Below are 25,862 nucleotides of genomic sequence, written 5' to 3'. Positions count from 1 at the left end.
TTCATATATCTGTAAAGAGCGCTGAAGCGCAACTACATACCTAAGAGTTAACTTTTTTTTAAATAAAGGTACGTTGTTCCCCTTGAGCGCTCTTTCATAGATATAAGCAAAGAGCGCTGAAGCGCAACTACATACCTAAGAGTTAACTTGTATTTTGTGTCAGTTGCGTAAGTCCTGGAATGTAACGGATTTAAATTACTGATTCCCAATTACCCAAACAATCAAAATCCAAAATCTACAATCTAACAATAGACTCATGGATATTATTGAAAGCGTCAAAATGGCTGTCACAACTTTGACGGCAAACAAGTTACGCAGCAGCTTGACGATGTTAGGAATTATCATCGGTAATGCTTCCGTAATTTCGATGATTGGTATTGGCGAAGGAGCTCAAACCTATATTGCGGGACAGGTTAACTCTCTGGGTTCAAATTTGCTGTTTATCATTCCCGGAAGTCCTGATGCCCAAAGTCGCCCGGTGATTCCTCCTCAGACTTTGGTTTTGGATGATGCAGAGGCGATCGCCTCTCAAGTTCCTTCTGTCGAAGCAGTTGCACCAACTCTCAATGACAGTCAAATCGTTACTTACCGCAATAAAAACGTTTCGTCTTCGATTGTCGGAACTACTCCTGAGTTTCTGCCGGTGAGAAGCTTTGATGTTGCTCAAGGTCGTTTTTTAAACAAGCTAGATTTAGAAAGACAAGAAAATGTAGTTGCTTTAGGTTCAGAAGCTGCTGAACAATTGTTTGGCAATACTCAGCCTGTCGGTCAATATGTTCGCATCAAAAATGCAACTTTTCAAGTGATTGGCGTGATGCAGGCTAAGGGATCGAGTTTTGGTGACAATCAAGATATGAATGTTTATTTGCCGCTGACAACGATGGCTAACCGCATTGTCGGTCGCTCGTCTCCCTACGGTACTAAGGTAACATTTATTTCGGTTTCTGTGAAAGATGAAAAGTTGATGCGGGCGGCGCAATTTCAAATTGAAAATCTGCTGCGCTTGCGTCACAATATTACTAAGGAAGATGATTTTACTGTCCGAAATCAGAAGGATTTAATGAAGACTTTGGGCAGCATTACTGGTGCTTTGACTCTGATGTTGGCTTTTGTGGCGGCAATTTCGCTGTTTGTGGGCGGTATCGGGATTATGAACATTATGCTGGTTTCTGTGACTGAACGTACTAAGGAAATTGGACTGCGAAAGGCGATCGGTGCTTCTCCTCAGGATATTCTGATTCAGTTTATGATTGAGGCTGTGATTTTGTCGGCTGCTGGTGGTGCGATCGGTACTGGATTCGGTATCGGTGGTGTGTTTTTGGTGTCTGCTTTTAGTCCTCTGCAAGCTAGTGTTTCTCCAGTGGCGATCGCCCTTGCGGTTGGTGTTTCTGGTAGCATAGGCTTATTTTTTGGCATCGTACCGGCAAAACAAGCTGTTGACAGTTGACAGTTGACAGTTGACAGTTGACAGTTGACAGTTGACAGTTGACAGTTGACAGTTGACAGTTGACAGTTGGCAGTTGGCAGTTGACAGTTGACAGTTGACAGTTGACAGTTGACAGTTGGCAGTTGGCAGTTGACAGTTGACAGTTGACAGTTGACAGTTGACAGTTGGCAGTTACCAATTACCAATAACCAATTACCAATAACCAATTACCAATTACCAATTACCAATTACCAATTACCAATTACCAATTACCAATTACCAATTACCAATTACCAATTACCAATTACCAATAACCAATTACCAATTACCAAACTATTATGAATTTTATTGAAAGTTTTAAAATGGCCGGTCAAACACTGCTAGCAAACAAAACTCGCAGCAGCTTGACGATGATTGGGATGATTGTCGGAAATGCTTCGGTAATTGCGATGATTGGGATTGGAGAGGGGGCTCAAAATTTTGTGGGCGGACAAGTTAAATCTCTCGGTACAAATGTGTTGATTGTGAGAGCTGGAGTGCCTAATGCTAGCCGAAGTTCGATTAGAAATGCACCTCAAACACTGATAGTAGAAGATGGTAAGGCGATCGCATCTCAAGTCCCGTCGGTGCAAGGTGTATCTGCCGAACTCAACAGTTCAGAACTCGTTCGCTACGGTAACAAAAATGTCTCGTCTCTGATTTTTGGCACAATTCCCGAATTTCTGACTGTCAGAAACTTTGAAATGGCTAAAGGACGATTTTTGACGGAACTCGATGTTAGGCAAAACAATCAAGTTGTGATTCTTGGTTCAGAATTGGCCGAAAAACTGTTTGCTAATACCAATCCCCTCGGCGAACAAGTGCGAGTCAAAAATGTCAGCATGAAAGTAATTGGAGTATTTGCGGAGAAAGGGACATCTTTTGGTACGAATTATGATAACTCAGCCGTTGTGCCGATCGCCACAATGGCCAACCGCATTGTCGGGCGCAAGTCTCCCTACGGTTTAGCTGTCACTTCGCTGTTTATTTCGATTCAAGATGAGTCGAAAATGGATGCCGCTCAATTTCAGGTGGAAAACTTGCTGAGATTGCGGCACAAGATTACCACAGAAGATGACTTTACTGTCCGAAATCAGAAAGATTTAATGGCGACAATGGGCTCGATTTCCGGGGCCCTGACACTTATGTTAACTGCTGTGGCCAGCATTTCTTTGTTAGTCGGCGGCATTGGGATTATGAACATTATGCTGGTTTCTGTCAGCGAGCGCACTCAGGAAATTGGGCTCAGAAAGGCGATCGGGGCTTCCCAACACGATATCTTGTTTCAATTCATTATCGAAGCTGTAATTTTATCTGCCGCTGGAGGCATCGTTGGGACTTGCGTAGGAGTTGGAGGTATCTTGCTTGTAGGTAATTTTACGCCTCTGCAAGCTGGTATTTCGCCTGTGGCGATCGCCCTTGCTGTTAGCGTGTCCGGTGGCGTCGGTCTCTTCTTCGGCGTGATCCCGGCGCGTCAGGCGGCCAAACTCGACCCGATCGCAGCCTTGAGAAGTGCTTAACAAATAATTACATATATAGCATACTTAAGTATATACCTAGGCAAGTATATACATAATGTTACTCGTTGATGCTAACCACGGTGTATATATGTTGAAAAATTAATAAAACCAGTCGGATGGTAAAGTTTTAGCAAAAACAATGTAGTTTAAATAAAAAATTAATCGGAAACTTTATCAAAATGAGTGAAACATTAAAGATTCAATGAAGTTTCACTCAGGGGATTTACTTACTTAAGAAAAGGCCTAATAATCTAAACTACGAGCAAACACTCATAGCATCGATCGATGGCTATGAAGGTTGGCTATTTGATGAAAATTATTAAATAAAAACAATGGCATCTCTTACCAGCAGTCCTAAATTCGACTTTCTCGAAGGAACTTCAGGCCCAGACACACTTAACGGCTTGGATGGTAACGATATAATTTATGCCAAGAGCGGAGACGACTTGCTCCTAGGCGATCGAGGTAAAGACAAAATTTGTGGCGACTCTGGTAACGATACAATTGCTGGCGGCCTAGACGACGATATGATCTGGGGCGGCAAAGGCAACGACCTGATATTTGGCGACTCAGGCAACGACACTCTCTACGGGTGCGTAGGTAGCGATACCATCAGCGGTGGTGAAGGCAATGACATATTTGCGATCGGCAAAAGCAACGGCGGCCCAACGGTAGCCACAGCAGACTACATCACTGACTTCGAGAAGGGCAAGGACAAAATTCGGTTGCTCAATGGTCTCACATTTAACGACTTAAACATCCAACAAGGCACAGACGCTAACAGCAACAGCACGGTAATTCAAGACAAACTCACAGGTGAATATTTAGCAGTATTGCAGGGAGTCAATAGCAGCACCGTCACCCCCGACAACTTCGCAACTCACCTTTCGGGAAACTGCATCAGAGAGTCGAACGGAATGATGCTAGACGCCATCCGGACAGCCGGCACCCCGCCTCCGGTAGCCTCCCGCAACATGGCAATGGTTCACGCGGCCATTTACGACGCTGTTAACTCGATTACCAAAAAATACAGCCCTTACCGCGTCAACATAGATGCACCAGCGGGGGCATCAGAAGAAGCTGCGGCTGCGGCGGCTACCTACCGCACTCTGCTTAGCCTGTACCCTGCACAAAGCATCAAATTTGATGCAGCATACGCATCGTCTTTAGCAAAAATTCCCGATGGGAAATCGAAACAAGACGGAATCGCGATCGGACAACAGGTTGCTGACCAAATTATGAGTTGGCGCAGTACAGACGGCGCGAACAAAACAGTCTCCTACACACCCAAAACAGACGCAGGCAATTGGCAGCCGACTCCTCCGGGCATGGCCGCATCATTGCTGCCCCAGTGGCCGGATGTGACTCCCTTTGCGATGACTAGCGGTTCGCAGTTTCGTCCGTCAGGCCCGCCCGCCCTCGATAGCGCCAAGTACGCAGAGGAGTTGAACGAGACTAAAGAAATCGGCAAAATTGACAGTCTGACGCGCACGCCCGATCAAACTGCGATCGCCAAATTCTGGGCCAACGGCGGAGGTACTTTTACTCCCCCCGGCCACTGGAACCAAATCGCCTCAGAAGCATCGGCCCTCAGCGGTACATCGTTGGAAGATAGCGCCCGCTTGTTCGCCCTGCTAAATATTGCCCAGGCCGATGCAGCTATTAACTCGTGGGATGCTAAATATAAGTACGATTTCTGGCGGCCCGTGACAGCTATTCGCCAAGCTGACACAGACAACAATCCCAACACAACAGCCGATCCTCTGTGGACACCGCTGCTGATAACTCCGCCCTTTCCTGAGTACACATCGGGCCACAGTACCTTTAGCGGTGCAGCGGAACCAGTTTTGAACTCTGTATTTGGTTCGGATTTTGGCTTTGCAGATAAGGGAGACAAGTCTGTCAACAGTCTGCGAACCTTTGACAACTTTGCCCAAGCGGCCGACGAATCGGGGATGAGTCGCATTTACGGAGGCATCCATTTCATGAGTGCTAACGTAGACGGTTTGAGCGCGGGTAGAAATGTGGGGAACTATGTTGTCCAGAATTTCTTAGTTTAGGAAAGTGGCGAGTTGATGGAAAATGGAAAATTTTCCATTTTCGATTTTCTGAATTGGGTGCATCTCTGATTTTGCAAATGTATGAAAAAATCACTGCGTACCTTACCGCTATCAGTAGTGCGTCAAGCTATTTTTTGGTCTTAGGAATGAGAATTAAATAACTTACAATTTTAATTATTGTGGGATGGGCGTCCCGCCCGTCTATAAAGGACGGGCGGGACGCCCATCCCACAAGCTTGTGTAAGGGTGCATATCAGTTTTGCAAGAAGCATTGTTTATTGTAGTGCGAGCGGGGACAGCACTGTAAATGCAAAACTGAGATACACCCCTTGTGTAAATTATTTAATTCGCCATCCTTAGTCCTGACTATTCCAGCAGTTCCACAGTGCCGAGATATCCATCTACTCGCACTTTTTGACCGTCTCGCAGGCGAGTTGTAGCTTCAGCAATATTCATGACTGCGGGAATTTTGTACTCGCGGGCGATAATTGCTCCGTGAGACAACTGGCCGCCAACTTCGGCTACAATTGCCTTTGCTCCTAACAGCAGCGGCGCCCAACCGGCATCGGTGTAAGGCACTACGGCGATCGCATTTTCGCCTAATTCTGTAGTGACACTCCGGCAAATCTTCACAAAACCTTCGACGCAGCCGATACTTGCCGGGATTCCCTGCATGATACCAGTTGCAGATGTTGAGGAGTCGATCGACCTTTTCTGAGAATTCGGCAGCAGATTGCCGTAGACTACAGGGGGAATCGGGCGATCGCGATCGGCTAACAGGCGATCGCGCCTCAGGCTAATCGTCTCCTGAAAAGAAACACTCGCACCGCTGCGAATCCACTGCTGAATCTCCCCAAATTCCAGATAAAAAATATCTCCTGGTTCCTGAAACACCTGCATTTCCAATCCGCAAGCTTCAATTGCCAAAAAAGTCCAGCGGAGATGAGCCAACAATCGCGCGTAAATTTCACTAATTTGGCTTTTAACTATAGCTCGTTCCTGACATTTATTTAAGCGCCACTTCTGAGCAAAAGTCAAGCTTAATTTTCCAGTTGCTGCTGAATTAGCAACAGCAGATTTTTGAGCCATAGTTACCAGCAATTTGCGGTAAGTTTCCGGCTGTTCTCGCCAAGTAGGAACAGCGATATCAGTTCCCACTTCGCTCAAATATCCGTAAATATCCAGCCACTGTTCAAAGTCTGCTTGCAAAGCCAGACTTTCAGTAAATATCTGTGCTAATTGTGCGGCTGAAACATTCTCGCCTGACTGGTAAATAGCAACTTCTCGCAATTTCTCAGCCAACTCTTGCAAAGCTCGCACCGAAGCGATTTCAGGAGCAGTATCATTAACAAGCCAATCATCATCAACGCGAAAAATTGCTTTGCGAATTGCCAGCCCGATCGGCCCCAAGATATTGTAGTAAGTAATCGGCTTCAGCCACTTCTGAATTTGCTCAGATTTATCCAACAACTCACTTAAATCTTGGTAATTGGGCATGGGGAATTGGGCATGGGGCATGGGGCATGGGGCATTGGGCATTGGGAATTGGGCATTGGGAATTGGGAATTGGGCATTGGGAATTAATATTCCTTCTTCATTCTTCCCTCTTCCTTCTTCCCTCTTCCTTCTTCCTTCTTCCTTCTCTGACTTCTCCAGACTTTCGATTGCTGGTAAAAAAATAGAAGTGCGATCGCCCGCAAAATCTGCATTCAGCGCCCGCTCCCGCTGCACCAGACGCCACAAACCGGGTAAAGAGGGCAAAATCTTCCCCAAAGGTGGCTTACCCATCTTCTGCCCCCTGAGCAAAAACTCCAAACCCTGCTCCGGCAATCCCATCATCCGAAAGATTTCGCCCAACAAAGTCGCGTTAAAATAGGCGTGGGAGCCCAGCAAAGTCGCCGTTTCGTTGAAATTGAGATGAGCAGCGCGATCGGCCAAAACCACCCGAAAAATCTCTCCCCAAACCCCACAAGTCAGCGGCCGATTAATCGACCAAGTTAGCGGGCGAATTGCACCAGGAATCACTTCTGCGGCAATAGTTCGAGTCCAAAACGGCTGCAAATTAGTAATCGGGCGGCTTTGCAAAATCCAAACTTTTTCCCCGTCCCAACTCCACTCAATATCCTGCGGGATGCCGTGAAAAAAAGCTTCGATAGCTTGCGCTTGTTTGACTAATTCAGCTAGAAGTTTTGGGTTAACAATTGAATTAATTTCGAGTTCGTTTAAAGTTTGTTGTAAAATTTCAGGCTGGGTAAAATCAACTTCCAAATGTAACGGAGTAACTTGTCCGCCGACAACAGATTCAGCACCTCCCGGCAAAGCTTCAATAATTATCTGGGAACCGCCATCTAAAGGATTGCGGCTGAACATGACTCCCGCAACTTTGCCCTCAATATAAGGCTGAATCAAAACAGCCATTTGAGTATCGGGGAGTTGTCGCTGCTGGCGGTAAGACACAGCTTCCGAAGTCCAATAAGACTGACGGCAGCGGTGAATGCCAGCGATTAATTCTGCTTCAGTGGAAACAGGCCCGATAGTTTCATATTGTCCAGCCGCCGAACTAATATCGCCATCTTCTCCCGCCGCTGAAGAGCGCACAATCATGCGATTTGCGATTTGCGATTTTAGATTTTCGATTAAAGAATTAGGGATTGACAAATTTTCACTGTTTTCTGAATGCCCGATGCCCGATGCCCGATGCCCGATGCCCGATGCCCGATGCCCGATGCCCGATTCATTCAATAATATCCAGCCAGAAGGAACATTAAAATTAGCGCGTTTTAGTTGAGACAATCTCGCAGCTTTATCGCCGCAAATTTTAGCATCTAACGAGTCATCGAGAGAAAACAATTGTTCCGATTTAGATAAAGCCATATCATCACCCTGACTGAGATTAATTGCAGCTAATAAAACTCCCAATCCTGCTGCTGCTAAGAATTCCGGCAAAGATTGACGCCACACCCAAACCCAGATAGGCGTGCACAGACAGCCGCAGCGGGAAGCAAAGAGTCTCGCCCGATCGCCCTTTTGCCACAACCGCCGTGCCAAACCCCACACCAGTAGCCCCCAAATGCCAGAAGAGACAGCCACCGGCGGCGAAAATACCAAAAGACCCCAAACCGCGTTAGTCACGCCTCCACCTCGGGCGATCGCATATCTGGCCGCAACCAGAGGAATTAACAGGGCGATCGCGATCGCAGGTGAATCAGGAAACCAAAATCTCCCCGCCAAAACCGGCAGAATACCCCTGGCAATTTCCGCCAACACCGCAGCAATTCCCGCCAACTTCCCCCCGTGAATAAAAGCAGCCGACACCCCCACATTCCCCGTGCCCAACCGCCTCAAATCTTTACCGCCCAGCAGCCGCACCGCCCAGCGAGTAAGCGGCAAAGCACCCAGAGCAAAACTGGCGGCTAACAGAAGTGCGATCGACAACAGCGGCATAAAGGGGATTTTTAATTTCAATCTCTAAGTATTATGGCTGCAATTCGCTCAAATTTTCAGTCTTCGGATATATTGCACGATCGCCAATAGCACATAAAATACTAGAGAAGTACAGTAAATAAGGATTTGAACCAAATGGTAGAGAACAACCTAATGATTCCGATCGCAGTTCTTGGTGTTGGATTTGTCGCTGCGGTTAGTATCGGCTCCATTGCGTGGTATAATTCCAAGCGCCCCCCGGGTTGGGAATCCAAAGAACGGCCTGATTTTGTTCCAAAAGTTGATAAAGATGATTTGATTGCAGATGTTTCTGAGTCCAAAGGTAAATAATAAAAAGTTTATTGAGACGAAGAAAAACTGAGATAGGACTTGTGAATTAATGAGAAAACTTTGTCGTTGCACCCAGAACGCTGCAATTTTAAGGGCTGGGTTTTCCATTTTTCGCACAAGTCCTGTATTTATATTGTAATGAAGAACATATTAATAAATATTCTGATATCCTGTCTGGTAGAACAACCACAAGCAAAAAAGTTTATATTAGCGAATGCGGCGTTGCTGCTGCAACGGCATGAAAGACTCAATGTGAAAAAATGAAACAAGCCAGTCAGTCAATATAGCTGAATTTTCAAGTGATTCATTTTCATACCCTAATATAAGCAAGGTCGTTTTTTTTGAAGAGCAAGAAATCGCTGTCGGTGCGGTTGAGTTCGATATAAATTGAAAGAGCCGGATCGATCGCCATCACATCGCCGTTTTTGTAGGTTGTGGAGCCGGAAGTCATCAAAAAATCGGATTTTTGTCAAAAGTATTTTCGAGAAGGTCGATCGCACGTTACAATATGTTAAGAGCCGGCACCGCCTTTTGCAGTCAGTAACTCAGCTCTAAAGAGACTGAGCTTGTAAGAAATTGCAAGCTGTGCTGACCAGACCCCTGTTACAAGGAGACGTTATTTAGGTCATGATACCGGAGAATGCGACGCTAGTTTTCCGCTCTATCGTTTGCAGTCAAACAAACTTAAAGTCACTCTCGTTAGTGCTGCAAACTTAACAAGCCTTTATAACCAGGTCGAAGCGAACATTACACGCAAGTGGAGGGACACAACAATGTCCAATTTTATTTTCGTAGTTGACACAAACAAAAAACCACTCACACCTTGCAAGTCGTCAATGGCTCGTAAGTTGCTGACGGCTGGTAAAGCGGCTATCTTCAGAAGATTCCCGTGTACCATTATCCTCAAAAAGGCAGTAACAGCAACCATTGAATCAATTACTCTCAAATTAGATCCAGGTTCCAAAACTACAGGCATTGCATTATTGCAAGGTGAAAAAGTAATTTTTGGTGCTGAATTAACTCATCGCGGTCAAACTATCAAAGCAAGTCTTGAGTCCCGTCGTTCACTGCGTCGAGGAAGGCGAAACCGTCATACTCGTTACCGCCAAGCAAGGTTTTTAAACCGTACCCGCAAAAAAGGTTGGTTGGCACCATCCTTGCAGCACCGGGTAGAAACCACCCTGACTTGGGTTGAAAAATTACGCAGGCTTGCACCTATCGGTTTAATTGTTCAAGAGCTGGTCAGATTTGACTTGCAACAATTAGAAAATCCTGAAATTTCAGCTATTGAATACCACCAAGGCGAACTACAGGGTTACGAAGTTAGGCAATATTTGCTTAACAAATGGAACCGAAAATGTGCTTACTGCGACGCCGAAAATGTACCATTGCAAGTTGAGCATATTCATCCCAAATCTCAAGGCGGAAGCAATCGAATTTCTAATCTTTGCCTTGCTTGTCAGAAATGCAACCAGAAGAAAGGTACTCAGAACATTGAACAATTCTTAGCAAAGAAACCTGACATTCTGAGTCGAATTCTTACACAATCCAAGCGCCCCCTAAAGGATGCTGCTGCGGTAAATTCGACTCGATGGACGTTATTTGGTCGCTTAAAAGAAACGGGGTTGCCTGTTTTAACTGGCTCAGGTGGACTGACCAAGTTCAATCGTAGTCGGCTGCAACTACCTAAAACTCATTGGCTTGATGCTGCTTGTGTCGGTCAAGTTGAAGCGCTAGAATTATTAACAAATAAGCCACTGCTAATCAAGGCAACTGGACACGGAACCCGTCAAATGTGTCGCACAGACAAATTTGGCTTTCCATCTCGGTACGTTCCTCGAAACAAGTTTGTTAAAGGCTTTCAAACTGGTGACATCGTAAAAGCAATCGTCATCAGTGGCAAGAAAATAGGTGAATATGTTGGTCGGGTTGCAGTTAGAACGACAGGTTCGTTCAACATCTCAGCATCAGAATTGGTGCAAGGAATTAGCCATAAATACTGCAAAATAGTTCACAAAAAAGATGGCTACAGTTACGCATATTAGGATTGACGGGGACTGAAGTCCCCCGCGTCGCTTCCCTCTCAAGGCTAAAGCCGTTGAGTTTCCCGCATCCCGTATTAATTTTTATGAATCCAGAATCAACTCTCGCCAGACTACAAGCTACACTTCCCGACGGAAAACTGCCTTCTAGCTACGGGGTATACTTCAAAAACACCCTAGTAGCCCTGTGTCACGCCCTAGAAGACCACATCTTGCAAACCAGCAGCGGGGACGATCTCGCACTCAAACCGCTGGTTTTGGTGACGTTTCAGCAGGGAAAATGGTATTTGCAAGAAGCCGATCGCTACTTCGATATTGCTAAGGCTTCTCGACAAGTTGTCATCGGTGCAGTAGCCGACAGCGGTTTCGCTACCCACAAAACCGGTCAATTAGAAAATGTATCTTTAATAGAACTTGATGAGATCGACCCCATTATCCAAGAATGGAATTTAATCATCCTGGCCCCCACATACAAAGCAATGGTGCTTTGTCGCGAACTTACGGCCCAGGAATACTTGCCAGAGGGCAAGCCAGAAGTCGATACAGAGCGAAAATTCTACGGTTTGTGGTCGTTTGACCAGTCGTTGGTGTCGGCGTCAGCAGAAATTTTTATAGAACAAACACGACATTATAATCCCTCCCTAGCCGACAGTTTGCTAGAAATTCATCACGAAATTCTTGCTACCAAAGGCCCGCCCTTGGCAGACATTAGTGGCGTAGTATCCCGCATCGTTACTTACCTGCAAAGTTCTCAGCAGCAAATGGTGGCAATTAACCGCCAAACTCGCGATTTGTGGGAATTGGAAGGTCAAGCTTTGCGCGTCAGCCGCAATTTGAACGCCAACAAACTGCAAGCTTTTCTGCGGATGGCCCAGCGCGTAGACGAACGCGACACCTCAAATCCCACAGCTTCTTTGCAGGTGGCGGCTTTGTCGGAAACTTTGGGTCAATTGTTGGATTTGCCGGCTTTGCAACTGCGAAGGCTGCGGCTGGCGGGATTGCTGTTTCGAGTCGGCTTGGTTTCGGCGCCGAATGAGGTGTTCGATCGCACTTCCGATAAATTCGACCAAGGAACTCTATCATTTTGGCGCGATCGCAGTTTCATCGGTTCCCAACTCCTCCAAGCAATGCCGGAATTAGCACCAGTCGCCGAAATTGTCAAGCACAAACTCGAAAATTGGGACGGCAGCGGCAGGCCCGAGGGTTTGCGAGGTGAAGGGATACCCGTTGCTTCGCGGATTTTGGGTTTGGTCGCTTGTTTCCAAGACTTGACTCAACCGCGGGGCGATCGTCCGGCTTTGAGTTTGACAGAAGCTTTGGAAAAGTGCCGCGAACTGTCGGGTACTCGCTTCGATCCGGCTTTGGTGGAAACTCTCGGGAATGTCGTCAGACTCGCAGATATGGGTTTGATGGAGTTACCCACCCGCCCCAGCCAACTGCCTAATATCTGGTTGGAGGATTTGGGCGATCGCACGATCGCGGCAACTCCGGCATTGTAAAATAAGTTGGGTAATTCAGTGGACAGTTGACAGTGGACAGTGGACAGTTATTGTATGGTGCGTCAGGACTACGGATTTAGTACGAATTCCGCAACCTAATTTTCTGTTTACGGTGTGTACCCTAGTAATTGACAACTGCCAACTGACAACTGCCAACTGCCAACTGCCAACTGACTTATGACTTATGACTAAAAACTAATGACTCATGACCTCGAAGCCATACGCCAAGGCAAAATTCATATATTGGCCGGCATAGATTTAGCCGGCGCAAACTTAGCGGGAGCCGATCTCGCAGGTGCCGACTTATCTCAAGCCAACTTAACAGGAGCTAATCTCACCGGTGCTAACTTGCAGCGGGCGGTGCTGCGAGCAAACCTCCGCGGCGCAGACTTGAGCGGTGCTGACTTGCGCGGGGCTGATTTTCGGAATGCTGACTTGCGCGGTGCTTCTTTTGCTAATGCTTTAGTCCGCGATGCAAGTTTTGGGGGTGCTTTTTTGACGGCGGCCTCGATCGGCAATTTGGACTTGAGCGGTGTCGATTTGCGGGGAGCCGATTTGCGGGGTGCTAATTTGGCTCGCGCCATCTTGCAGCAGGCAGATTTGAGCAATGCCAATTTGTCCGGCGCAGACTTGTCGGGAGCTGATTTAGAAGAAGCTATCCTGAATGGAGCCGTACTGCGCGGTGCTAACCTGACGGGGGCTAATTTGCTCTGTGCTGCGATCGAACATACCGTCTGGGATGGAGCTTTGCTCGATCGCGCTTGTCTCCAAGGCACGCCCCTGAGTCCTTAAATTTCCAAAATGTTACTTTCAAGGCAGACAAAAAACAACTTCTGCTTATAAAGTGAATAAGCACAAGCTATTTTAACATTTCTTAATGAGAGGCTATAATAGCGACTGTAGATCAGCAAACGAATAAATGGTAGCAGCTTTGTTTAGCGGTACATCCTTTCAAGGTCAAAGTGGCGATCGCCTTGTCAGCAAAGTAGCAGGAGCTGCGATCGCAGCCTTATTCAAACGTTCTGAAAAGGCAGAAGCCAACATCCGAGTCGAACCTGTAGCCAAACTCTTGCAGGGAAGCATCGACGGTTTCGACTTCGTTGGCAAAGGTATGTTGATGTATAACGGCCTGCGTATAGAAGTGATGGAACTCTACTTGCAAGCACTCTCCATTGATTTTGGGGCGATTTTTGCAGGTCAAGTCAAATTGCGGCAGCCTACCCAGGCAAATATGCGAGTAGTCTTAAGCCGATCGGATTTAACCACCTCATTCAATACACCTTTTGTAGTTGAAAAACTCCAAAAGCTGAAATACCAAGAGCAATCTCTGTACTTTCAAAACACTGAAGTCAGCTTCGGAACAGACAAATCAATTCGGCTTCAGTCCGAGATTACGATCGGCCAGGACAGCGAACCAGTCAAAATAGATATTACAGCTCAATTGCAAGTAGAAGACCGGCGCAAAATCCAATTTGTCAGCGTTACTTACGGCGGTGACGGGCAAGCAGTAGACTTGGCTCAAGCTATAATTGCCCACGTAAATAACTTGCTAGACTTAGACAAATTTGCTTTAGAGGGCACTCAACTGCGAGTAGACCGCTGTCGAGTTCAAAACGACGAGCTGGTTTTTTACGGCTGGGCTGGCATCGAACAGTTCCCCAAAGGCAAGCGCTAAGCCTCAGCGTGCTGAGCTTAGCCGACCAATCAGATTAGTGGGAAAAATTTTATAGCTTAACAAAACTACCCGCCCCGGCGGGTTTTGCTATTTTAGCCACAGTTTTTCAGCTATGGCGTTGCTAGCCTAAAGTCTCTCTGTATTCCGGCGTATTTCCAGAACTAATCTGTCGCGGATTTAATATGTCAGCAACTGCTGACTTAAATTATTTTGAGCGAGAATTCATAGCGCGCCATCAAGCTTAAATTTAAGTGCAACAGAACTTATACAACGCATAATATGCGGACTAATTGTTAAGTACGTTGTTACACTTCGGCGCTGTTTATATGAAAGAGCGCTGAAGCGCAACTACGTACCTGTGCAAAGTAGCTTATTCACGGAGATTCTAGATATCTGCTCAAAATCAGCACTCAGGTTGAGGCGATCGCCCAAATAGTCTTGATAAACTTAGAGTGTCTTGGAGACAGAAACCGGGTTTGAGAGACAAAATTCTCTGGTGGGGCGATCGCAAAGATGGGAGAACCCGGTAAATAAGAGTCGCAAGGACGCAAGTCCTATTACAAAATAAATAACCCATAAAGAGGAAAAATGCTTGGATTTTATTTATTTGGTCTCTACCTCGCAGTCTTGTCCGTGTTTGCCGGGCCCAGCCGCCGCAGCCCGGATAAATGGTGGGTAGAAATCATCACAGATTTTCCCTACTGTACCTACTATTTTGGCCCCTTCGACACCGACAAAGAAGCCTCCAGCCACACTCCAGGCTACATCGAAGACTTGGAAAGCGAGGGAGCCAAAAGACTTAGCATCCGCATCAAACGGTGTCATCCTTCCGATCTCACCATCTGCGAAAGTGAATTCTCAGAGGGTATTGCTGCTTAATAATTTTGATAGTTCAGACTGCCGAAACCGGGTTTTTTGACTGAAATACTCCCTCTATCGTGAGAAGTATCAGTTAAACATCTCGGTTTTTCCGCGTCAATAGTTCGTCATATCATATGTCGATACCATAACAAAAAAGGTTCGTAGTGCGGACTTCAGTCCGCAGCCAAAGAGCGGACTGAAGTCCGCGCTACGAACAAAAACGGTTTGTAGTGCGGACTTCAGTCCGCAGCCAGAGAGCGGACTGAAGTCCGCGCTACCAACAAAACTGTACAGATATCCGTTCTGTGTGACTTTTCAATTATCTAAAAAGAGAAATAGAAATCGGAAGAAGCAAGGCGAAATCTTCCGCAACGATTTCAGCAATTAAAAACTTCCTCATCGTCGGGCGTGGTTGGTATAACTCAAGCCTCAACAATAAAATTAAGCATCGTTTGATTCTAGTTCTTGCTTTGCGGATTTTTTGGTAGATGTCATTAAAACTCAGCCTCTTCTCCACCAAAATGCTGATGTTAGCCAGCATTGACTCTCAACAATTACGACCGTTAAATCAGCACTGAGGACGAGTCGATCGAGCTATTTGTCCTGCTAACTTAAGGACAGTAAAAACTACTTGACTGCGGGGACACCTACTATGTTTGGACTTTATATATTCAGTATGTACGTCGCTGCTTTCTGGATACTCACTCAACCGATTGGCGGCAGTAGAGGTCGCGAGTGGTGGGTAGAAGTTGACACAGATTCACCCAAACGCACCTATTACTTTGGTCCTTACGAAAGCAAGGATGAAGCTTCTAATAATACCAACGGCTACATCAAAGACTTGGAGAAGAAAGGAGCTAAAAAAATTAGCATTAACATCAAGCAAGGTCGCCAACCAAGTCAGCTAAGAGCTACTGATGAGTAATGCCATTTTTTCAAAATCATGCAATGCCTTCAACAGTTGATAGTTGACTCCCAGAGAGCGATCTTTACCTAGAAGTCGGAGGATTGGAGTAATGAATAGTCTGATTTTAATTTCTGCCTCAAAGGCGGGCGGGTTTTCAACCAATTCTTTCTGGTAAGTGAGCGGGTGTGGCTCCATCCTTCAATCTCTGGCATTTCAACTACAATCTAATAGCAACCCACCTTAGGAATGAGAATTAAATAACTTACAATTTTTATTGTTCTTGTGGGATGGGCGTCCCGCCCGTCCTATCTGGACGGGCGGGACGCCCATCCCACAAATAGGTGTAAATTATTTAATTCCCGATCCTTACACATTGGGTGGACTAAACAGCCCGGACGTTCATTCCGCCCAACAATTTTCTTGTCGCCAGCTTTTTTTAAAGGTATAATATAAAGTTAGGTGTAAGCTAGGTGTCACGAGTCAATTCGTAGAGTGCGCCGCCATTCTTAAATCTCTGGCATTTCACCTACAATCTAATAGCGACGCACCTTACCGATTGGGTGAACTAAACAAACCCAACATTTTTTTGTAGCAACCTTTTTTCTAAACGGTATTAGCCGATCGCACCAGTAGTTGCTTTTGATATTGAAGATTAAAGCCCCATCTGGTTTAAAGTGCTGCGGGGATTAAAAGTGCGATTAGCCTTGATTTTTTCGTAGCATTCGCGTTCTACAGCGGTTAGTTCTTTCGGTGGGACGATCGCAACTTTGACCAACAAATCCGTGCGTTCGTCTTTCTTCGGTTTCGGCCATCCCTTCCCCCGCAACCGCAAAGACTGACCGGATCGCATTCCCGCCGGAAATTTTACAGTTATCATACCTTCAGGCGCCGGCAGTTCAATAGAAGCTCCCAAAACCGCTTCATCGGGAGTTATCGGCACTTCGCAGATCAAATTCTCTCCCTCAAACTGAAAGAAAGCGTGAGGTAAAACTTCTAACTTCAGGTACAAATCTCCCTGCTGCTTCGTGTACGGGTCAATTTGACCTTTGCCTTTCACTCGAATTTTGCTGCCGGTTTTCACTCCCGCAGGAATCGAAACCTCACCAGTAGCAACTCGCTTGGAAGTTCCCCGAAATGCTTCCCCCAGAGTCAGCGAAATTGTCACCTCAGTGTCGCGAGTACCTCCGGCGCTGCGGTTCTCGTAGCCAGCGAAATCTTCAAATCCGCCAAAACCAGTAGGCCCGCCGGTGCCGGTGCGCTGGCTGCTGTAATTCCACTTGCTGCTGCGGCTGCTACTACTACCTCCACTGCTAGCTGCGCGCCCCAGCAAGGCATTAATAAATTCGTCAAAACTGCCGTACTGGCTGAAGTCAACGCCACCAAAGTCTACATTCGTAGCGCCCCCGCCCGGCCATCCGCTGGGAGTTGCCGCCGCTTGCTTCCAGTATTGGCCGTATTGGTCGTATTTTTTGCGTTTTTCTGGATCTGAAAGCACTTCGTAAGCTTCGTTTACTTCTTTAAAACGAGCTTCGGCTTCTTTGTTCCCCGGATTCATATCCGGGTGATATTTCCGGGCTAGTTTGCGAAAAGTTTTTTTTATTTCATCAGCGCTGGCGGTTTTGTTGAGTCCCAAAATAGCGTAATAGTCTTTAAAATCTGTTGCAGCCATTAAGTAATCCTCTCTTTATTAGTTATTAGTTGTTAGTTGTTAGTTGTTAGTTGTTAGTTGTTAGAAAGAATAAATCCCAAATTAGCAGGATGGCGAGTTATAGCAACCACGCCTGACGGTGAGGACGTTCTCGCGTTGCACCTCTTCCTTCTTCCTTCTTCCTTCTTCCTTCTTCCTTCTTCCTTCTTCCTTCTTCAAATTATAGGTTATCAAAGTTTTGGACTCGATCGAGTTCGGTTGTTGCTTGCGGGACATCGCAATTTCCGCACCCCGCTGCTGTTGGAGATTTTGAGGAGTGCTACGTCTTCGCGATTTTGGTGTGGCTGCGATAGCTGAGGCGAACCCGGGAAAGCTGCTGCGGTTGTGGGCGCGATCGCCCGTTGGGTTGACTGCCACTGACGATCGATCTTTTTTTTACGGTGCGCCGTGCGATGGCTACGCCCCGGCTTACGCCTACGAACTTTTCTTTCTTTAGCTTTTCGCTCAATGCAAATCCTAGCAGGTTCTCATCAGCAACTCCCGTTCAATCTGCCGCCTTAATTTTGAGAATATTTTACCATAAAGCGTACATTAATTCAACAACCCTTCTGTATATTTTTTTCTTACCCTACTGGTGCTATACTTTTTTATTTTAACAGCACATCTATAGCTTTAAGTCACAAAATATACCAGAATCTATCTGCTGTCTGTTAACTAGAACACACACTTTGAAAAAAATTAAGATAAAATGGTAGCTCAATAACTTGTTAACGTTACGAGGGTGATAACATCATGAATTATTTGCTAAGTTGGCCTTGCGGCTGCTGCGACGATTGGAAAGATAGTTCCGAAAGTTGTGTGATGCTAAGAAACGGGCAGCGCATTTGTCAGTCGTGCTACGATCGCAAATACAAGAATCAGAAGCAATCCGCCAGACGCAGGCGATCGAACATACGCGTATCACCGCAGACCGTAACAGAGACTGTTCCTTATTAATGCGCCTGAGTTTGAATGAAGCCAAATATTTCGACAGCCTTGCACCAACAGTTGCAATTAATAATGAAGTAAAAAAAATATTTTCTTCATCAGTCATCAGTCATCGGTCATTGGTTATCTGTCACTAATTTATTTATTTATCATCAGTCACTGGCTGGCAGATAACAGATTTTAACTTAAAAAACTAATGACTGACGACTAATGACTAATGACTAATAACTAAATGATAGTTCCATCAGGAATCGTGGCGTTTTTCAGAACTACGACAATGCCGCTGCGGATGTAAAAACCTTGGCTCTCGCGGTTGGCTTCTTCCACTCGGTCTTTATTAATGATTTGAACGTTCCGGCCGATGCGGGCATTTTTGTCCACAATCGCGCGACGAATTGTAGTATCTGCACCGATACCGAGGGCGACGCCACCGTGGTCTAAACTCGAATGCCGTTCCGCGTCGGGTTCGTAGAAGTCAGCACCCATAAGCAGGCTATCTTGAATCGTACATCCAGCTTCAATGCGCGCTCGAACTCCCAACACAGAATGGTCAATGCGGCACTGTTTGAGAATGCAGCCTTCAGCAATAATTGATTCCGTCACGTGAGTATCTAAAAGCTTAGTCGGCGGCAAGAAACGCGGGCGAGTATAAATCGGCGCATTTTCATCGTAGAAACTGAAAGGAGGCTTAGGCTGTTTTGTCAGCGCCAAGTTAGCATCATAAAAAGCCTCAATCGTTCCGATATCTTCCCAATAATCGTCAAACAAATAAGCTTGAACGTTGTGGTCTTTTGAAGAATTCGGAATAATCTCTTTACCAAAATCAGTTTGGTTGGGAGATTCTTTCAGGAGTTTAATCAGAACTTCTTTTTTGAAGACGTAAATCCCCATCGAAGCAATGTAAGGACTTTCCTGAGCCTGCTGCGCTGTCAGTCCCAGTTTAGTAGTATCCACCTGCATTTGTTTGAGCGCATCGCCTTTTGGCTTTTCGCTGAAAGAAATAATGCGGCCGTTGTCGTCGATTTTCATCAAACCAAAATCTGAGGCCCGCTTCTCGTCCATCGGCAAAACGGAGAGGGTGATATCGGCATTGGTTTCGCGGTGTCTATCCACAAACTTTTGGTAGTCCATGCGGTAGAGGTGGTCGCCTGACAGAATCAAGTATTCGTCAACGTCCCACTGTTCTAGCAGCGAAAGATATTGGCGAACTGCATCCGCTGTCCCTTGAAACCAGTTGGGGTTTTCCTGAGTTTGCTGGGCGGCGAGTACCTCGACAAATCCCTCGGTGAAGCCAGAAAACTGGTAAGTGCGAGAGATGTGCCGGTTGAGGGATGCCGAGTTGAATTGGGTGAGGACGTAAATTTTGACTATTTGCGAGTTGATGCAGTTGCTCACAGGAATATCGATGAGGCGATATTTACCTGCGAGGGGAACTGCGGGTTTGGCTCGCAGTTTGGTTAGGGGGTAAAGGCGGGTGCCGACACCGCCACCGAGGATGATGGCTAAGACTTTTTTCAAGGAACTTTCTCCCTAGGATCTATGAACTCTCCAAGTCCAGTGTCGGATGGTGAGGGCTTCTTGACAAGGGGGGGAGCGAGGAAGTTTTGAGTTAGGAGTTCAGTCGCTGGCGCTGAAACCGGGTTGTTTAATCCAAATACTTCGTTCAAACCCTCAACAAAACTTAAAAAACGAGGTTTATGAGAGTTGGAGTGCGTCCGGGACTGGTGTTATGAGTTTTGAGTTGTGAGTTAAAATACTCATCGATCAATCATGGATATTTAAAAAAGTTGGCAGTTTTGAGTTGAAATACCTATCAATAAATAAGGGCTGTTTAATGAAAGAATCAGGTTAGGGCTAGAATCAGTTGTCAATTTTGTGAGATAGACTGCAAATTTGTGTGATATTTTGCGATCGGTCGATCGACAAAACTCGATCGAGCGTCTATTCTCTACCAAAAGCTAGATCTCCTAGAAACATCTGCTAATGTAGCCTAAGCCGTAAAAGACAGGAAAATTGTATGCAAATCCAAACGCCGGACTGGGTTAAACACGCGGTATTCTACCAAATATTCCCCGATCGCTTCGCTAAAAGCAAACAGCCGCGCAAACGCCTGCTGCAAAACTTCATCTGGGAAGAATGGCACGAAATCCCCACCCTCCAAGGCTACAAAGGCGGCGACTTGTGGGGCGTGATGGAACAGCTAGACTACCTGCAAGACTTAGGCATTAACGCAATTTATTTCACCCCGATATTTCAGTCGGCCTGCAATCACCGCTACCACACCCACGACTACTATCAAGTCGATCCGATGTTGGGTGGCAATCCAGCGTTTAAAGAGCTTCTAGACGCTGCCCACGCTCGCAACATCAAAATCGTCCTCGACGGCGTATTCAACCACGCCAGCCGCGGCTTTTTCTTCTTTCACGATATCCTCGAAAACGGCCCCCATTCTCCTTGGGTAGATTGGTTTAAAATAGAAGGCTGGCCGCTATCTGCCTACGACGGTAATTTTCCTGCTAATTACGCAGGTTGGGATGGCAATCGAGCCTTGCCGGAATTCAATCACGACAATCCAGAAGTGCGAGAATACATCATGGAAATTGCCGAATACTGGATTAAATTCGGCATTGATGGCTGGCGGCTAGATGTTCCTTTTGAAATTAAAACTCCCGGATTTTGGCAAGAATTTCGAGAGCGAGTCAAAGCAATTAATCCCGAAGCTTACATTGTCGGCGAAGTTTGGGAAGATGCGAGAGAATGGCTAGACGGCAGTCAATTTGACGGAGTGATGAATTATCTGTTTGCGGCGCCGACTATTGCTTTTGCAGCGGGCGACCGAGTAGATTTAGCTCAAATTGAAGGTCGTTCTTACCATCCATATCCGCCGCTGTTTGCTCAAGAGTACGGCGACAAAATCCAGCACGTTTTGGAACTGTACCCGTGGCCGATACAGCTAACTCAACTTAATTTGTTGGCGAGTCACGATACAGCCCGGTTGATCTCAATTGCTGGAGGCGATAAAGCTAGCGTAGAACTAGCTAATTTGCTGCTGTTAACTTTTCCTGGAGCTCCCAGCATTTACTACGGCGATGAAGTTGGTTTACCGGGTGCCCTCGATCCCGATTCTCGCCGCGGTTTTCCCTTAGAAGCTCACTGGGAACTTGAGGTTTTAGATTACCACAAGCAGTTGATAGCTTTGCGGCACAAATACGCTGCCCTCCGCACCGGAGACTACCAAATTATATTTGCTGAGGGAACGGTTTACGTTTTTGCCCGAATTTTGGGGGATGAGGAAATAGTTGTTGCTGTCAATGTAGCGACTGAAGAGGCAAATGTTAGTTTTGAAGCAGCTACTTTGAAATCTCCTCACGAGAAATTGCTGTTTGGTAAAGGTGAGTTTGTTTGGAAAGGTGAAGGGGAAACTCGGCAGTTAGAATTGATGCTGCCGGCGCGATCGGGCTTGATTTTAGGTTCGGATAATTAGTTTAAAATGTCCGCTAAGGTGCAAGGCGCGGATTGCTTTGTTAAGATAGGTTTGTAGTGAGGACTTTAGTCCGCAATCAGAGGACTTTAGTCCCCATTATACCTCTTGCAAAAGTCATTTTAATCAAATTTTGGAACGGGCAAGATGCCCGTTCCACAAGCAAAAATGGTAGCTGTTCAGGAGGGGGTACGAAGTTGATGGGTTTGAGGTGCCATCAGACCTGAAAAATTGAAGAAATAGGTCTAAACTACCTGGTTGAAATGGCTGGAATCCGCACGATCTCGTTACCCCTCTGAACAGTTACCACGGTGCAAGGAATTTTTTGGTTTTAAAACTGGGGACATGGTACAAGCAACTTTGCCCGCAGGAAAATTTGCGGGTACTCATAGAGGCAGGCTGATTGTCAGAGCGAGTGGAGTTTTTGAAATGATGTGTGCCACAGGAAAAGTCAGTCCAGTTCGTTACAAATACTGTAGGGCAATACACCGCAATGATGGCTATATGTATGCGTTTTCCGCTATTGAGAGAGTGAATTGGCAATTAGAGGCGTAGCGATCGACCTTTTTGGCTTATCTTGGGGTGACATCCTCGCCTTTGCCCAAAAACTGCTGGAGAATCTCTCCGGGATCTCTGTCCCAGGTATCGATATGTTGGTAAATTAAGCCCTCTGGATCCAGCTTGTATGTAGAATAGCCGTTGAAGAAGATCCGAGCTTTCCAGGGTACGCGCAGTATCCCGCGAACAGTCCAAGTTGCCACAATAGTATCAGGGGCTGTCTGACTTACGTCGTGCAGGTCGAAGTAAATCTCGGTGAAAAATAGCTGCCCGTGAAATCGCAGAGTCCAAAAGATAATGCGATAGTTGATTTTTCCTTTAAATTTGTTAACAGGGTCTTGAAAAAAAACATCTTTTGTGTAGATGTCGTAGGAAATGTCTTTCTCAAAAAGCGTCGGGAGATCTGCTTTGAGGATATCTACTATTTGTTTGGCTTGCATTTGATATTATTTGAGAGCGCTGGAGCTACCACCTTGTGACAGTATTATCTGTAAGTTCAAATGGATAATCTCGATCGACAACAAGAGCATCCAAAACTTGATAAATCTAATTATATTGTCCGATCCCGCCTTTGGGCCGATCGGGACTTGTGACATCGAAACCTTGGCACAGATTTGACTGAACACCCCCACTCATCTGACATTCTCGCAGAAATCAACGGCGGCAAGCTGTTGATGGTAGATAGCCGTCGCCGAAACGGTCTAATTTTGATTAAAGGCTTCCATGCGGAGTTTGCCGGGCCTGGTGCTGCCGTTGGAGGTGCTTTTGATGCTGACTCGCAGCAGGCGATTCCTGTGGGGGATTTTTGTTTTGTTTGCCCTCTATCTCCCGCAGAAAGACAGAAAGCTTTCGGAATTAGGCGGCATTGGGTGCGGTTAACGGAACAGTTAACGGCAAAGTCTGTAGCTGCGGAACGCGCACAAATGATTTTAACTCAGTTTGAACAATATTTTGATTTGGAAACGGTGGCACAAATTCCCGATCGAGCTTTGGCACTTTTAGTAGGCGTATTTCCCCAAACCATTCGCGCGGCGCGACAGATTGATAATTAAAAATTACATATATCCTGTCCGGCAAAATAATCCCGATAAGTTCGATCGTTCGGACTTCAGTTCTCTCTCGTTTCCTGAGGACTGAAGTCCGAACGATCGAACCAATTTGTTAATAAGTCAAAATCGCAGCGAGGCGATCGCAAGTTCGCACATTTTCGTCGGGAGTACCCACGGTAATTCGCAAACCTCCGCCTGTGTGGCGAATTAAAGTACCTTGAGCTTTTAGCTGCTGCATGATTTGTTGGTGTTTTTGTTCTGCCGATTCGCCCTCAGCAGCTTTCACCCGCAGGTAAAGGAAGTTAGCTGCACTCGGCCAAACTTGCAGTTTTTGATGCTGAGTTAGCGCTGCAATTAATTTGGCTCTTTCTGAGATAGTTTCAGGAATTACTGCTAGCAATAACTGCCGCTGGGCGAGGGCAAACTCTGCTGCTGTTTGCGAGAAACTGGGAAGGTTGTAGGGGAGGCGGATTTTTTCTAAGGTGGCTGTGAGTTCGGGATGGGCGATCGCATATCCGACTCTCATTGACGCTAGGCGAAATGCTTTGGAAAATGTTCGCAAAATTATCCAATTCGGATGTTGGTGCAATCTGTCGGCTAAGGTATTTTGGCTGAATTCAAAATAGGCTTCGTCAATTACTACTAAGATATTTTCGGGCAAACTTGACAGCCATTCTATTTCATTGATTGTTAAAGCATTGGCTGTGGGGGAGTTGGGATGGACGACAAAGACGATGCGGACGGGGGGATTTTGATTTTGGTCTATCGCCCTTTTAGCTGCATTGATGTCGATCGCAAAGTTATCTTCTCGGCGCCGGGCACTGACAACGGGAATCCCCAGGGTGGTGGCGGTAATTCCGTACATGGAAAAGGTGGGATTGGCGACGAAAATTGAGCCTGCGCCGCCCAAGCAAGTAGCGATTAAGAGCGATCGAATTAGTTCGTCGGAACCGTTGCCGACTGAAATATTGTCGGCTGTAATAGCTGTTTTTGGCTCTGGAACCCCCCCTAGCCCCCCCTTGTTAAGGGGGGGGACATGAATAGATTCTGCCCCTAGCCCCCCCTTTTTAAGGGGGGGGACATGAATAGATTCAGCGATCGATTCGTTGACGTATTGGGCGATCGCTTCTTTGAGTGCTGCGTGCCCTCCGTCGGGATAGCGATTTGTCTCAATTAGCTGCTGGTAATTCCAAGCTAGCTTTTGCTTTAATTCCGCTGGTAAGTCGTAGGGGCATTCGTTGGTGTCTAGGCGATCGAGTACAATTTCCGAGTGCGCTGATTCTCCTGAAGCGCCGCCCGGATGGGGAGTGTATGCGGTAAGTTCGGCTAAGTCTTTGCGGATAAAGGGAAGCATGGTATGATTTTTGCTCTGAGATTGTAGATTTTATAATTACGATTTGGTTGGTCACTATTAGGATAATTAGTCATTAGTTTATGATGTCTAGCGTATAAATCCTTGATTGTCATCAATAACTAATAAGCTAATGACTAATGACCAATGACTAATGACTATTTTAATCGCGCCACAAAGCAATTCCGCCCAACAAACCGCTGACATTCGGTACTATTTTAACTTGTGGCGGTAAATCAAAAGCAATTTTTTTGGTATTGCCGCCGCCGATGTAAAGGCGATCGCAATTAAAGAGATTTTGCAGGAAGACGAGGGCTCTTTCCAGACGGCGGTTCCATCTTTTGGGGCCGACTGTATCTAAGGCGGCTCGCCCTAATTGCTGTTCGTAAGTTTCCCCTTTGCGAAACGGGTGATGTCCTAATTCTAGATTGGGTACCAAGATACCATCGACAAACAAACCAGAACCGAAACCGGTGCCGAGAGTAATTACTAATTCTACTCCCGTTCCAGCAATTGATCCCAATCCTTGAATGTCAGCATCGTTAGCCACTCGCACAGGTTTTCCCAATCGATCTTTGAGAGTAGTTGCTAGGTCAAAATCGATCCAAGATGGATCTAAATTGACTGCGGTTTTGATAATACCGCGGGACACGACGCCGGGAAAACCGACGGATACTCGGTCAAATTCGCCTTGTCCGCTGGCCAAAGAGGCTATGGTTTCCAGTATCGGTTCCGGCTTCGGCGGTTGAGGCGTTTCTAAACGGCTGCGTTCCGTTTGGGGTTCACCTTCAGCGTCCAAAACCATAACTTTGATGCCACTTCCGCCAATGTCAACGGCTAAGGTGCGAGTCGATTTATCTTGTTCAGTCATTTGATTTTTGAAACTTGCAAGTTGGTGAGTAGACTTGAGATTTTAGACTTGAGATTTTAGATTTACTCCACACAGGAATCTTGGAGTTTAAACGTTGTCTAAAATTTTTGTTTT

23 protein-coding genes are annotated in these 25,862 nt (G+C 46.2%); 14 read left to right on the top strand and 9 right to left on the bottom strand.

What is annotated here, in order from left to right:
* The first annotated feature begins 256 nt into the window (after positions 1-256).
* The 4 genes from JGK16_RS11485 (at position 257) to JGK16_RS11470 (ending at position 5,045) form a co-directional block, all read left to right on the top strand.
* Positions 257-1,447, top strand: coding sequence for an ABC transporter permease (locus JGK16_RS11485; RefSeq protein WP_293203083.1), 1,191 nt, complete (start codon positions 257-259; stop codon positions 1,445-1,447).
* Between the two features lie 205 nt (positions 1,448-1,652).
* Positions 1,653-1,778 (top strand): hypothetical protein, encoded by a 126-nt coding sequence (locus tag JGK16_RS11480; RefSeq protein WP_366517158.1) that lies wholly within the window; start codon positions 1,653-1,655, stop codon positions 1,776-1,778.
* Entirely contained in the window at positions 1,765-2,985 is a 1,221-nt protein-coding gene (locus tag JGK16_RS11475; protein ID WP_293190560.1) for an ABC transporter permease, read from the top strand. The genes JGK16_RS11480 and JGK16_RS11475 overlap by 14 nt, the downstream gene beginning before the upstream one ends.
* A 332-nt stretch (positions 2,986-3,317) precedes the next feature.
* A complete protein-coding gene (locus tag JGK16_RS11470) occupies positions 3,318-5,045 on the top strand; it encodes a phosphatase PAP2 family protein (protein WP_293190559.1) in 1,728 nt (575 codons plus the stop codon).
* A 366-nt stretch (positions 5,046-5,411) separates the two neighbouring features.
* Here the strand turns inward: JGK16_RS11470 and JGK16_RS11465 are convergent, their stop codons facing one another.
* Positions 5,412-8,510, bottom strand: a complete 3,099-nt coding sequence (locus JGK16_RS11465) for a glycerol-3-phosphate acyltransferase (RefSeq protein ID WP_293177116.1) — start codon at positions 8,508-8,510, stop codon at positions 5,412-5,414.
* A gap of 114 nt (positions 8,511-8,624) precedes the next feature.
* Between JGK16_RS11465 and JGK16_RS11460 the strand changes: the two genes are divergently transcribed.
* Positions 8,625-8,819, top strand: coding sequence for a hypothetical protein (locus JGK16_RS11460; RefSeq protein ID WP_293146752.1), 195 nt, complete (start codon positions 8,625-8,627; stop codon positions 8,817-8,819).
* A 310-nt stretch (positions 8,820-9,129) separates the two neighbouring features.
* On the opposite strand, the gene JGK16_RS11455 is transcribed toward JGK16_RS11460, so the two are convergent.
* The gene (locus JGK16_RS11455; RefSeq protein WP_293177118.1) at positions 9,130-9,270 is read right to left on the bottom strand and encodes a hypothetical protein; all 141 of its coding nucleotides are present in this window, start codon (positions 9,268-9,270) and stop codon (positions 9,130-9,132) included.
* A 322-nt stretch (positions 9,271-9,592) separates the two neighbouring features.
* On the opposite strand from JGK16_RS11455, the gene iscB reads away from it, so the two are divergent.
* The 6 genes from iscB (at position 9,593) to JGK16_RS11425 (ending at position 15,821) form a co-directional block, all read left to right on the top strand.
* Complete coding sequence (gene iscB, locus JGK16_RS11450; protein WP_293177120.1) at positions 9,593-10,864, top strand: RNA-guided endonuclease IscB; 1,272 nt, start codon at positions 9,593-9,595, stop codon at positions 10,862-10,864.
* A gap of 83 nt (positions 10,865-10,947) precedes the next feature.
* Positions 10,948-12,360, top strand: coding sequence for an HD domain-containing phosphohydrolase (locus JGK16_RS11445; protein WP_293190557.1), 1,413 nt, complete (start codon positions 10,948-10,950; stop codon positions 12,358-12,360).
* Positions 12,361-12,558: 198 nt separating this feature from the next.
* The gene (locus JGK16_RS11440) at positions 12,559-13,152 is read left to right on the top strand and encodes a pentapeptide repeat-containing protein (RefSeq protein ID WP_293177124.1); all 594 of its coding nucleotides are present in this window, start codon (positions 12,559-12,561) and stop codon (positions 13,150-13,152) included.
* A gap of 127 nt (positions 13,153-13,279) precedes the next feature.
* Positions 13,280-14,035 (top strand): DUF2993 domain-containing protein, encoded by a 756-nt coding sequence (locus JGK16_RS11435; RefSeq protein WP_293177126.1) that lies wholly within the window; start codon positions 13,280-13,282, stop codon positions 14,033-14,035.
* Positions 14,036-14,623: 588 nt separating this feature from the next.
* On the top strand, positions 14,624-14,914 hold the full coding sequence (locus JGK16_RS11430; RefSeq protein WP_293177128.1) for a DUF1816 domain-containing protein: 291 nt from the start codon (positions 14,624-14,626) through the stop codon (positions 14,912-14,914).
* A gap of 634 nt (positions 14,915-15,548) precedes the next feature.
* Positions 15,549-15,821 carry a DUF1816 domain-containing protein gene (locus JGK16_RS11425; protein WP_293177130.1) on the top strand — a complete coding sequence of 91 codons (273 nt, stop codon included), beginning with the start codon at positions 15,549-15,551 and terminating at the stop codon, positions 15,819-15,821.
* Between the two features lie 634 nt (positions 15,822-16,455).
* Here the strand turns inward: JGK16_RS11425 and JGK16_RS11420 are convergent.
* The 4 genes from JGK16_RS11420 to JGK16_RS11405 all read right to left on the bottom strand — a co-directional run bounded on the left by JGK16_RS11420 (position 16,456) and on the right by JGK16_RS11405 (position 19,956).
* A complete protein-coding gene (locus JGK16_RS11420; protein WP_293177134.1) occupies positions 16,456-17,472 on the bottom strand; it encodes a J domain-containing protein in 1,017 nt (338 codons plus the stop codon).
* An 81-nt stretch (positions 17,473-17,553) separates the two neighbouring features.
* A complete protein-coding gene (locus JGK16_RS11415; protein WP_293177136.1) occupies positions 17,554-17,868 on the bottom strand; it encodes a hypothetical protein in 315 nt (104 codons plus the stop codon).
* A 373-nt stretch (positions 17,869-18,241) separates the two neighbouring features.
* A complete protein-coding gene (locus JGK16_RS11410) occupies positions 18,242-18,544 on the bottom strand; it encodes a hypothetical protein (protein WP_293190556.1) in 303 nt (100 codons plus the stop codon).
* 122 nt (positions 18,545-18,666) lie between these two features.
* The gene (locus JGK16_RS11405) at positions 18,667-19,956 is read right to left on the bottom strand and encodes a glucose-1-phosphate adenylyltransferase (protein ID WP_293177138.1); all 1,290 of its coding nucleotides are present in this window, start codon (positions 19,954-19,956) and stop codon (positions 18,667-18,669) included.
* A 499-nt stretch (positions 19,957-20,455) separates the two neighbouring features.
* Here JGK16_RS11405 and JGK16_RS11400 point away from each other — a divergent pair, with 499 nt between their 5' ends.
* Together JGK16_RS11400 and JGK16_RS11395 are read left to right on the top strand one after the other, a co-directional pair.
* Positions 20,456-21,922: a glycoside hydrolase family 13 protein gene (locus tag JGK16_RS11400; protein ID WP_293177140.1), complete on the top strand. Its 1,467-nt coding sequence runs from the start codon at positions 20,456-20,458 to the stop codon at positions 21,920-21,922.
* A gap of 342 nt (positions 21,923-22,264) precedes the next feature.
* Positions 22,265-22,474, top strand: a complete 210-nt coding sequence (locus JGK16_RS11395; RefSeq protein WP_293177142.1) for a hypothetical protein — start codon at positions 22,265-22,267, stop codon at positions 22,472-22,474.
* A gap of 17 nt (positions 22,475-22,491) precedes the next feature.
* Here JGK16_RS11395 and JGK16_RS11390 read toward each other — a convergent pair whose 3' ends face one another.
* Positions 22,492-22,917, bottom strand: coding sequence for a DUF2358 domain-containing protein (locus JGK16_RS11390; protein WP_293177144.1), 426 nt, complete (start codon positions 22,915-22,917; stop codon positions 22,492-22,494).
* Between the two features lie 174 nt (positions 22,918-23,091).
* Here JGK16_RS11390 and JGK16_RS11385 point away from each other — a divergent pair, with 174 nt between their 5' ends.
* Positions 23,092-23,529, top strand: a complete 438-nt coding sequence (locus JGK16_RS11385; RefSeq protein WP_293177146.1) for a hypothetical protein — start codon at positions 23,092-23,094, stop codon at positions 23,527-23,529.
* A gap of 109 nt (positions 23,530-23,638) precedes the next feature.
* Here the strand turns inward: JGK16_RS11385 and JGK16_RS11380 are convergent, their stop codons facing one another.
* Positions 23,639-24,880: a histidinol-phosphate transaminase gene (locus JGK16_RS11380; RefSeq protein WP_293190555.1), complete on the bottom strand. Its 1,242-nt coding sequence runs from the start codon at positions 24,878-24,880 to the stop codon at positions 23,639-23,641.
* Between the two features lie 160 nt (positions 24,881-25,040).
* Positions 25,041-25,748, bottom strand: a complete 708-nt coding sequence (locus JGK16_RS11375) for an ROK family protein (RefSeq protein ID WP_293177150.1) — start codon at positions 25,746-25,748, stop codon at positions 25,041-25,043.
* Positions 25,749-25,862: the final 114 nt, after the last annotated feature.

This window comes from Microcoleus sp. PH2017_09_SFU_O_A (assembly GCF_020738625.1).
Taxonomy (GTDB): domain Bacteria; phylum Cyanobacteriota; class Cyanobacteriia; order Cyanobacteriales; family Microcoleaceae; genus Microcoleus.
The sequence above is the reverse complement of the archived record's forward strand: the minus strand, read 5'-3'. Positions and strand labels throughout refer to the sequence as shown.

What these genes read in the sequence shown, in the direction of transcription:
- JGK16_RS11485 (WP_293203083.1), top strand. Translation starts at nt 257, where the DNA reads ATGGATATTATTGAAAGCGTCAAAATGGCTGTCACAACTTTGACGGCA.
- JGK16_RS11475 (WP_293190560.1), top strand. Translation starts at nt 1,765, where the DNA reads ATGAATTTTATTGAAAGTTTTAAAATGGCCGGTCAAACACTGCTAGCA.
- JGK16_RS11470 (WP_293190559.1), top strand. Translation starts at nt 3,318, where the DNA reads ATGGCATCTCTTACCAGCAGTCCTAAATTCGACTTTCTCGAAGGAACT.
- JGK16_RS11460 (WP_293146752.1), top strand. Translation starts at nt 8,625, where the DNA reads ATGGTAGAGAACAACCTAATGATTCCGATCGCAGTTCTTGGTGTTGGA.
- JGK16_RS11455 (WP_293177118.1), bottom strand. Translation starts at nt 9,270, where the DNA reads ATGACTTCCGGCTCCACAACCTACAAAAACGGCGATGTGATGGCGATC.
- iscB (WP_293177120.1), top strand. Translation starts at nt 9,593, where the DNA reads ATGTCCAATTTTATTTTCGTAGTTGACACAAACAAAAAACCACTCACA.
- JGK16_RS11445 (WP_293190557.1), top strand. Translation starts at nt 10,948, where the DNA reads ATGAATCCAGAATCAACTCTCGCCAGACTACAAGCTACACTTCCCGAC.
- JGK16_RS11440 (WP_293177124.1), top strand. Translation starts at nt 12,559, where the DNA reads ATGACTCATGACCTCGAAGCCATACGCCAAGGCAAAATTCATATATTG.
- JGK16_RS11435 (WP_293177126.1), top strand. Translation starts at nt 13,280, where the DNA reads ATGGTAGCAGCTTTGTTTAGCGGTACATCCTTTCAAGGTCAAAGTGGC.
- JGK16_RS11430 (WP_293177128.1), top strand. Translation starts at nt 14,624, where the DNA reads ATGCTTGGATTTTATTTATTTGGTCTCTACCTCGCAGTCTTGTCCGTG.
- JGK16_RS11425 (WP_293177130.1), top strand. Translation starts at nt 15,549, where the DNA reads ATGTTTGGACTTTATATATTCAGTATGTACGTCGCTGCTTTCTGGATA.
- JGK16_RS11420 (WP_293177134.1), bottom strand. Translation starts at nt 17,472, where the DNA reads ATGGCTGCAACAGATTTTAAAGACTATTACGCTATTTTGGGACTCAAC.
- JGK16_RS11410 (WP_293190556.1), bottom strand. Translation starts at nt 18,544, where the DNA reads ATGACTGATGAAGAAAATATTTTTTTTACTTCATTATTAATTGCAACT.
- JGK16_RS11400 (WP_293177140.1), top strand. Translation starts at nt 20,456, where the DNA reads ATGCAAATCCAAACGCCGGACTGGGTTAAACACGCGGTATTCTACCAA.
- JGK16_RS11395 (WP_293177142.1), top strand. Translation starts at nt 22,265, where the DNA reads ATGGTACAAGCAACTTTGCCCGCAGGAAAATTTGCGGGTACTCATAGA.
- JGK16_RS11390 (WP_293177144.1), bottom strand. Translation starts at nt 22,917, where the DNA reads ATGCAAGCCAAACAAATAGTAGATATCCTCAAAGCAGATCTCCCGACG.
- JGK16_RS11380 (WP_293190555.1), bottom strand. Translation starts at nt 24,880, where the DNA reads ATGCTTCCCTTTATCCGCAAAGACTTAGCCGAACTTACCGCATACACT.
- JGK16_RS11375 (WP_293177150.1), bottom strand. Translation starts at nt 25,748, where the DNA reads ATGACTGAACAAGATAAATCGACTCGCACCTTAGCCGTTGACATTGGC.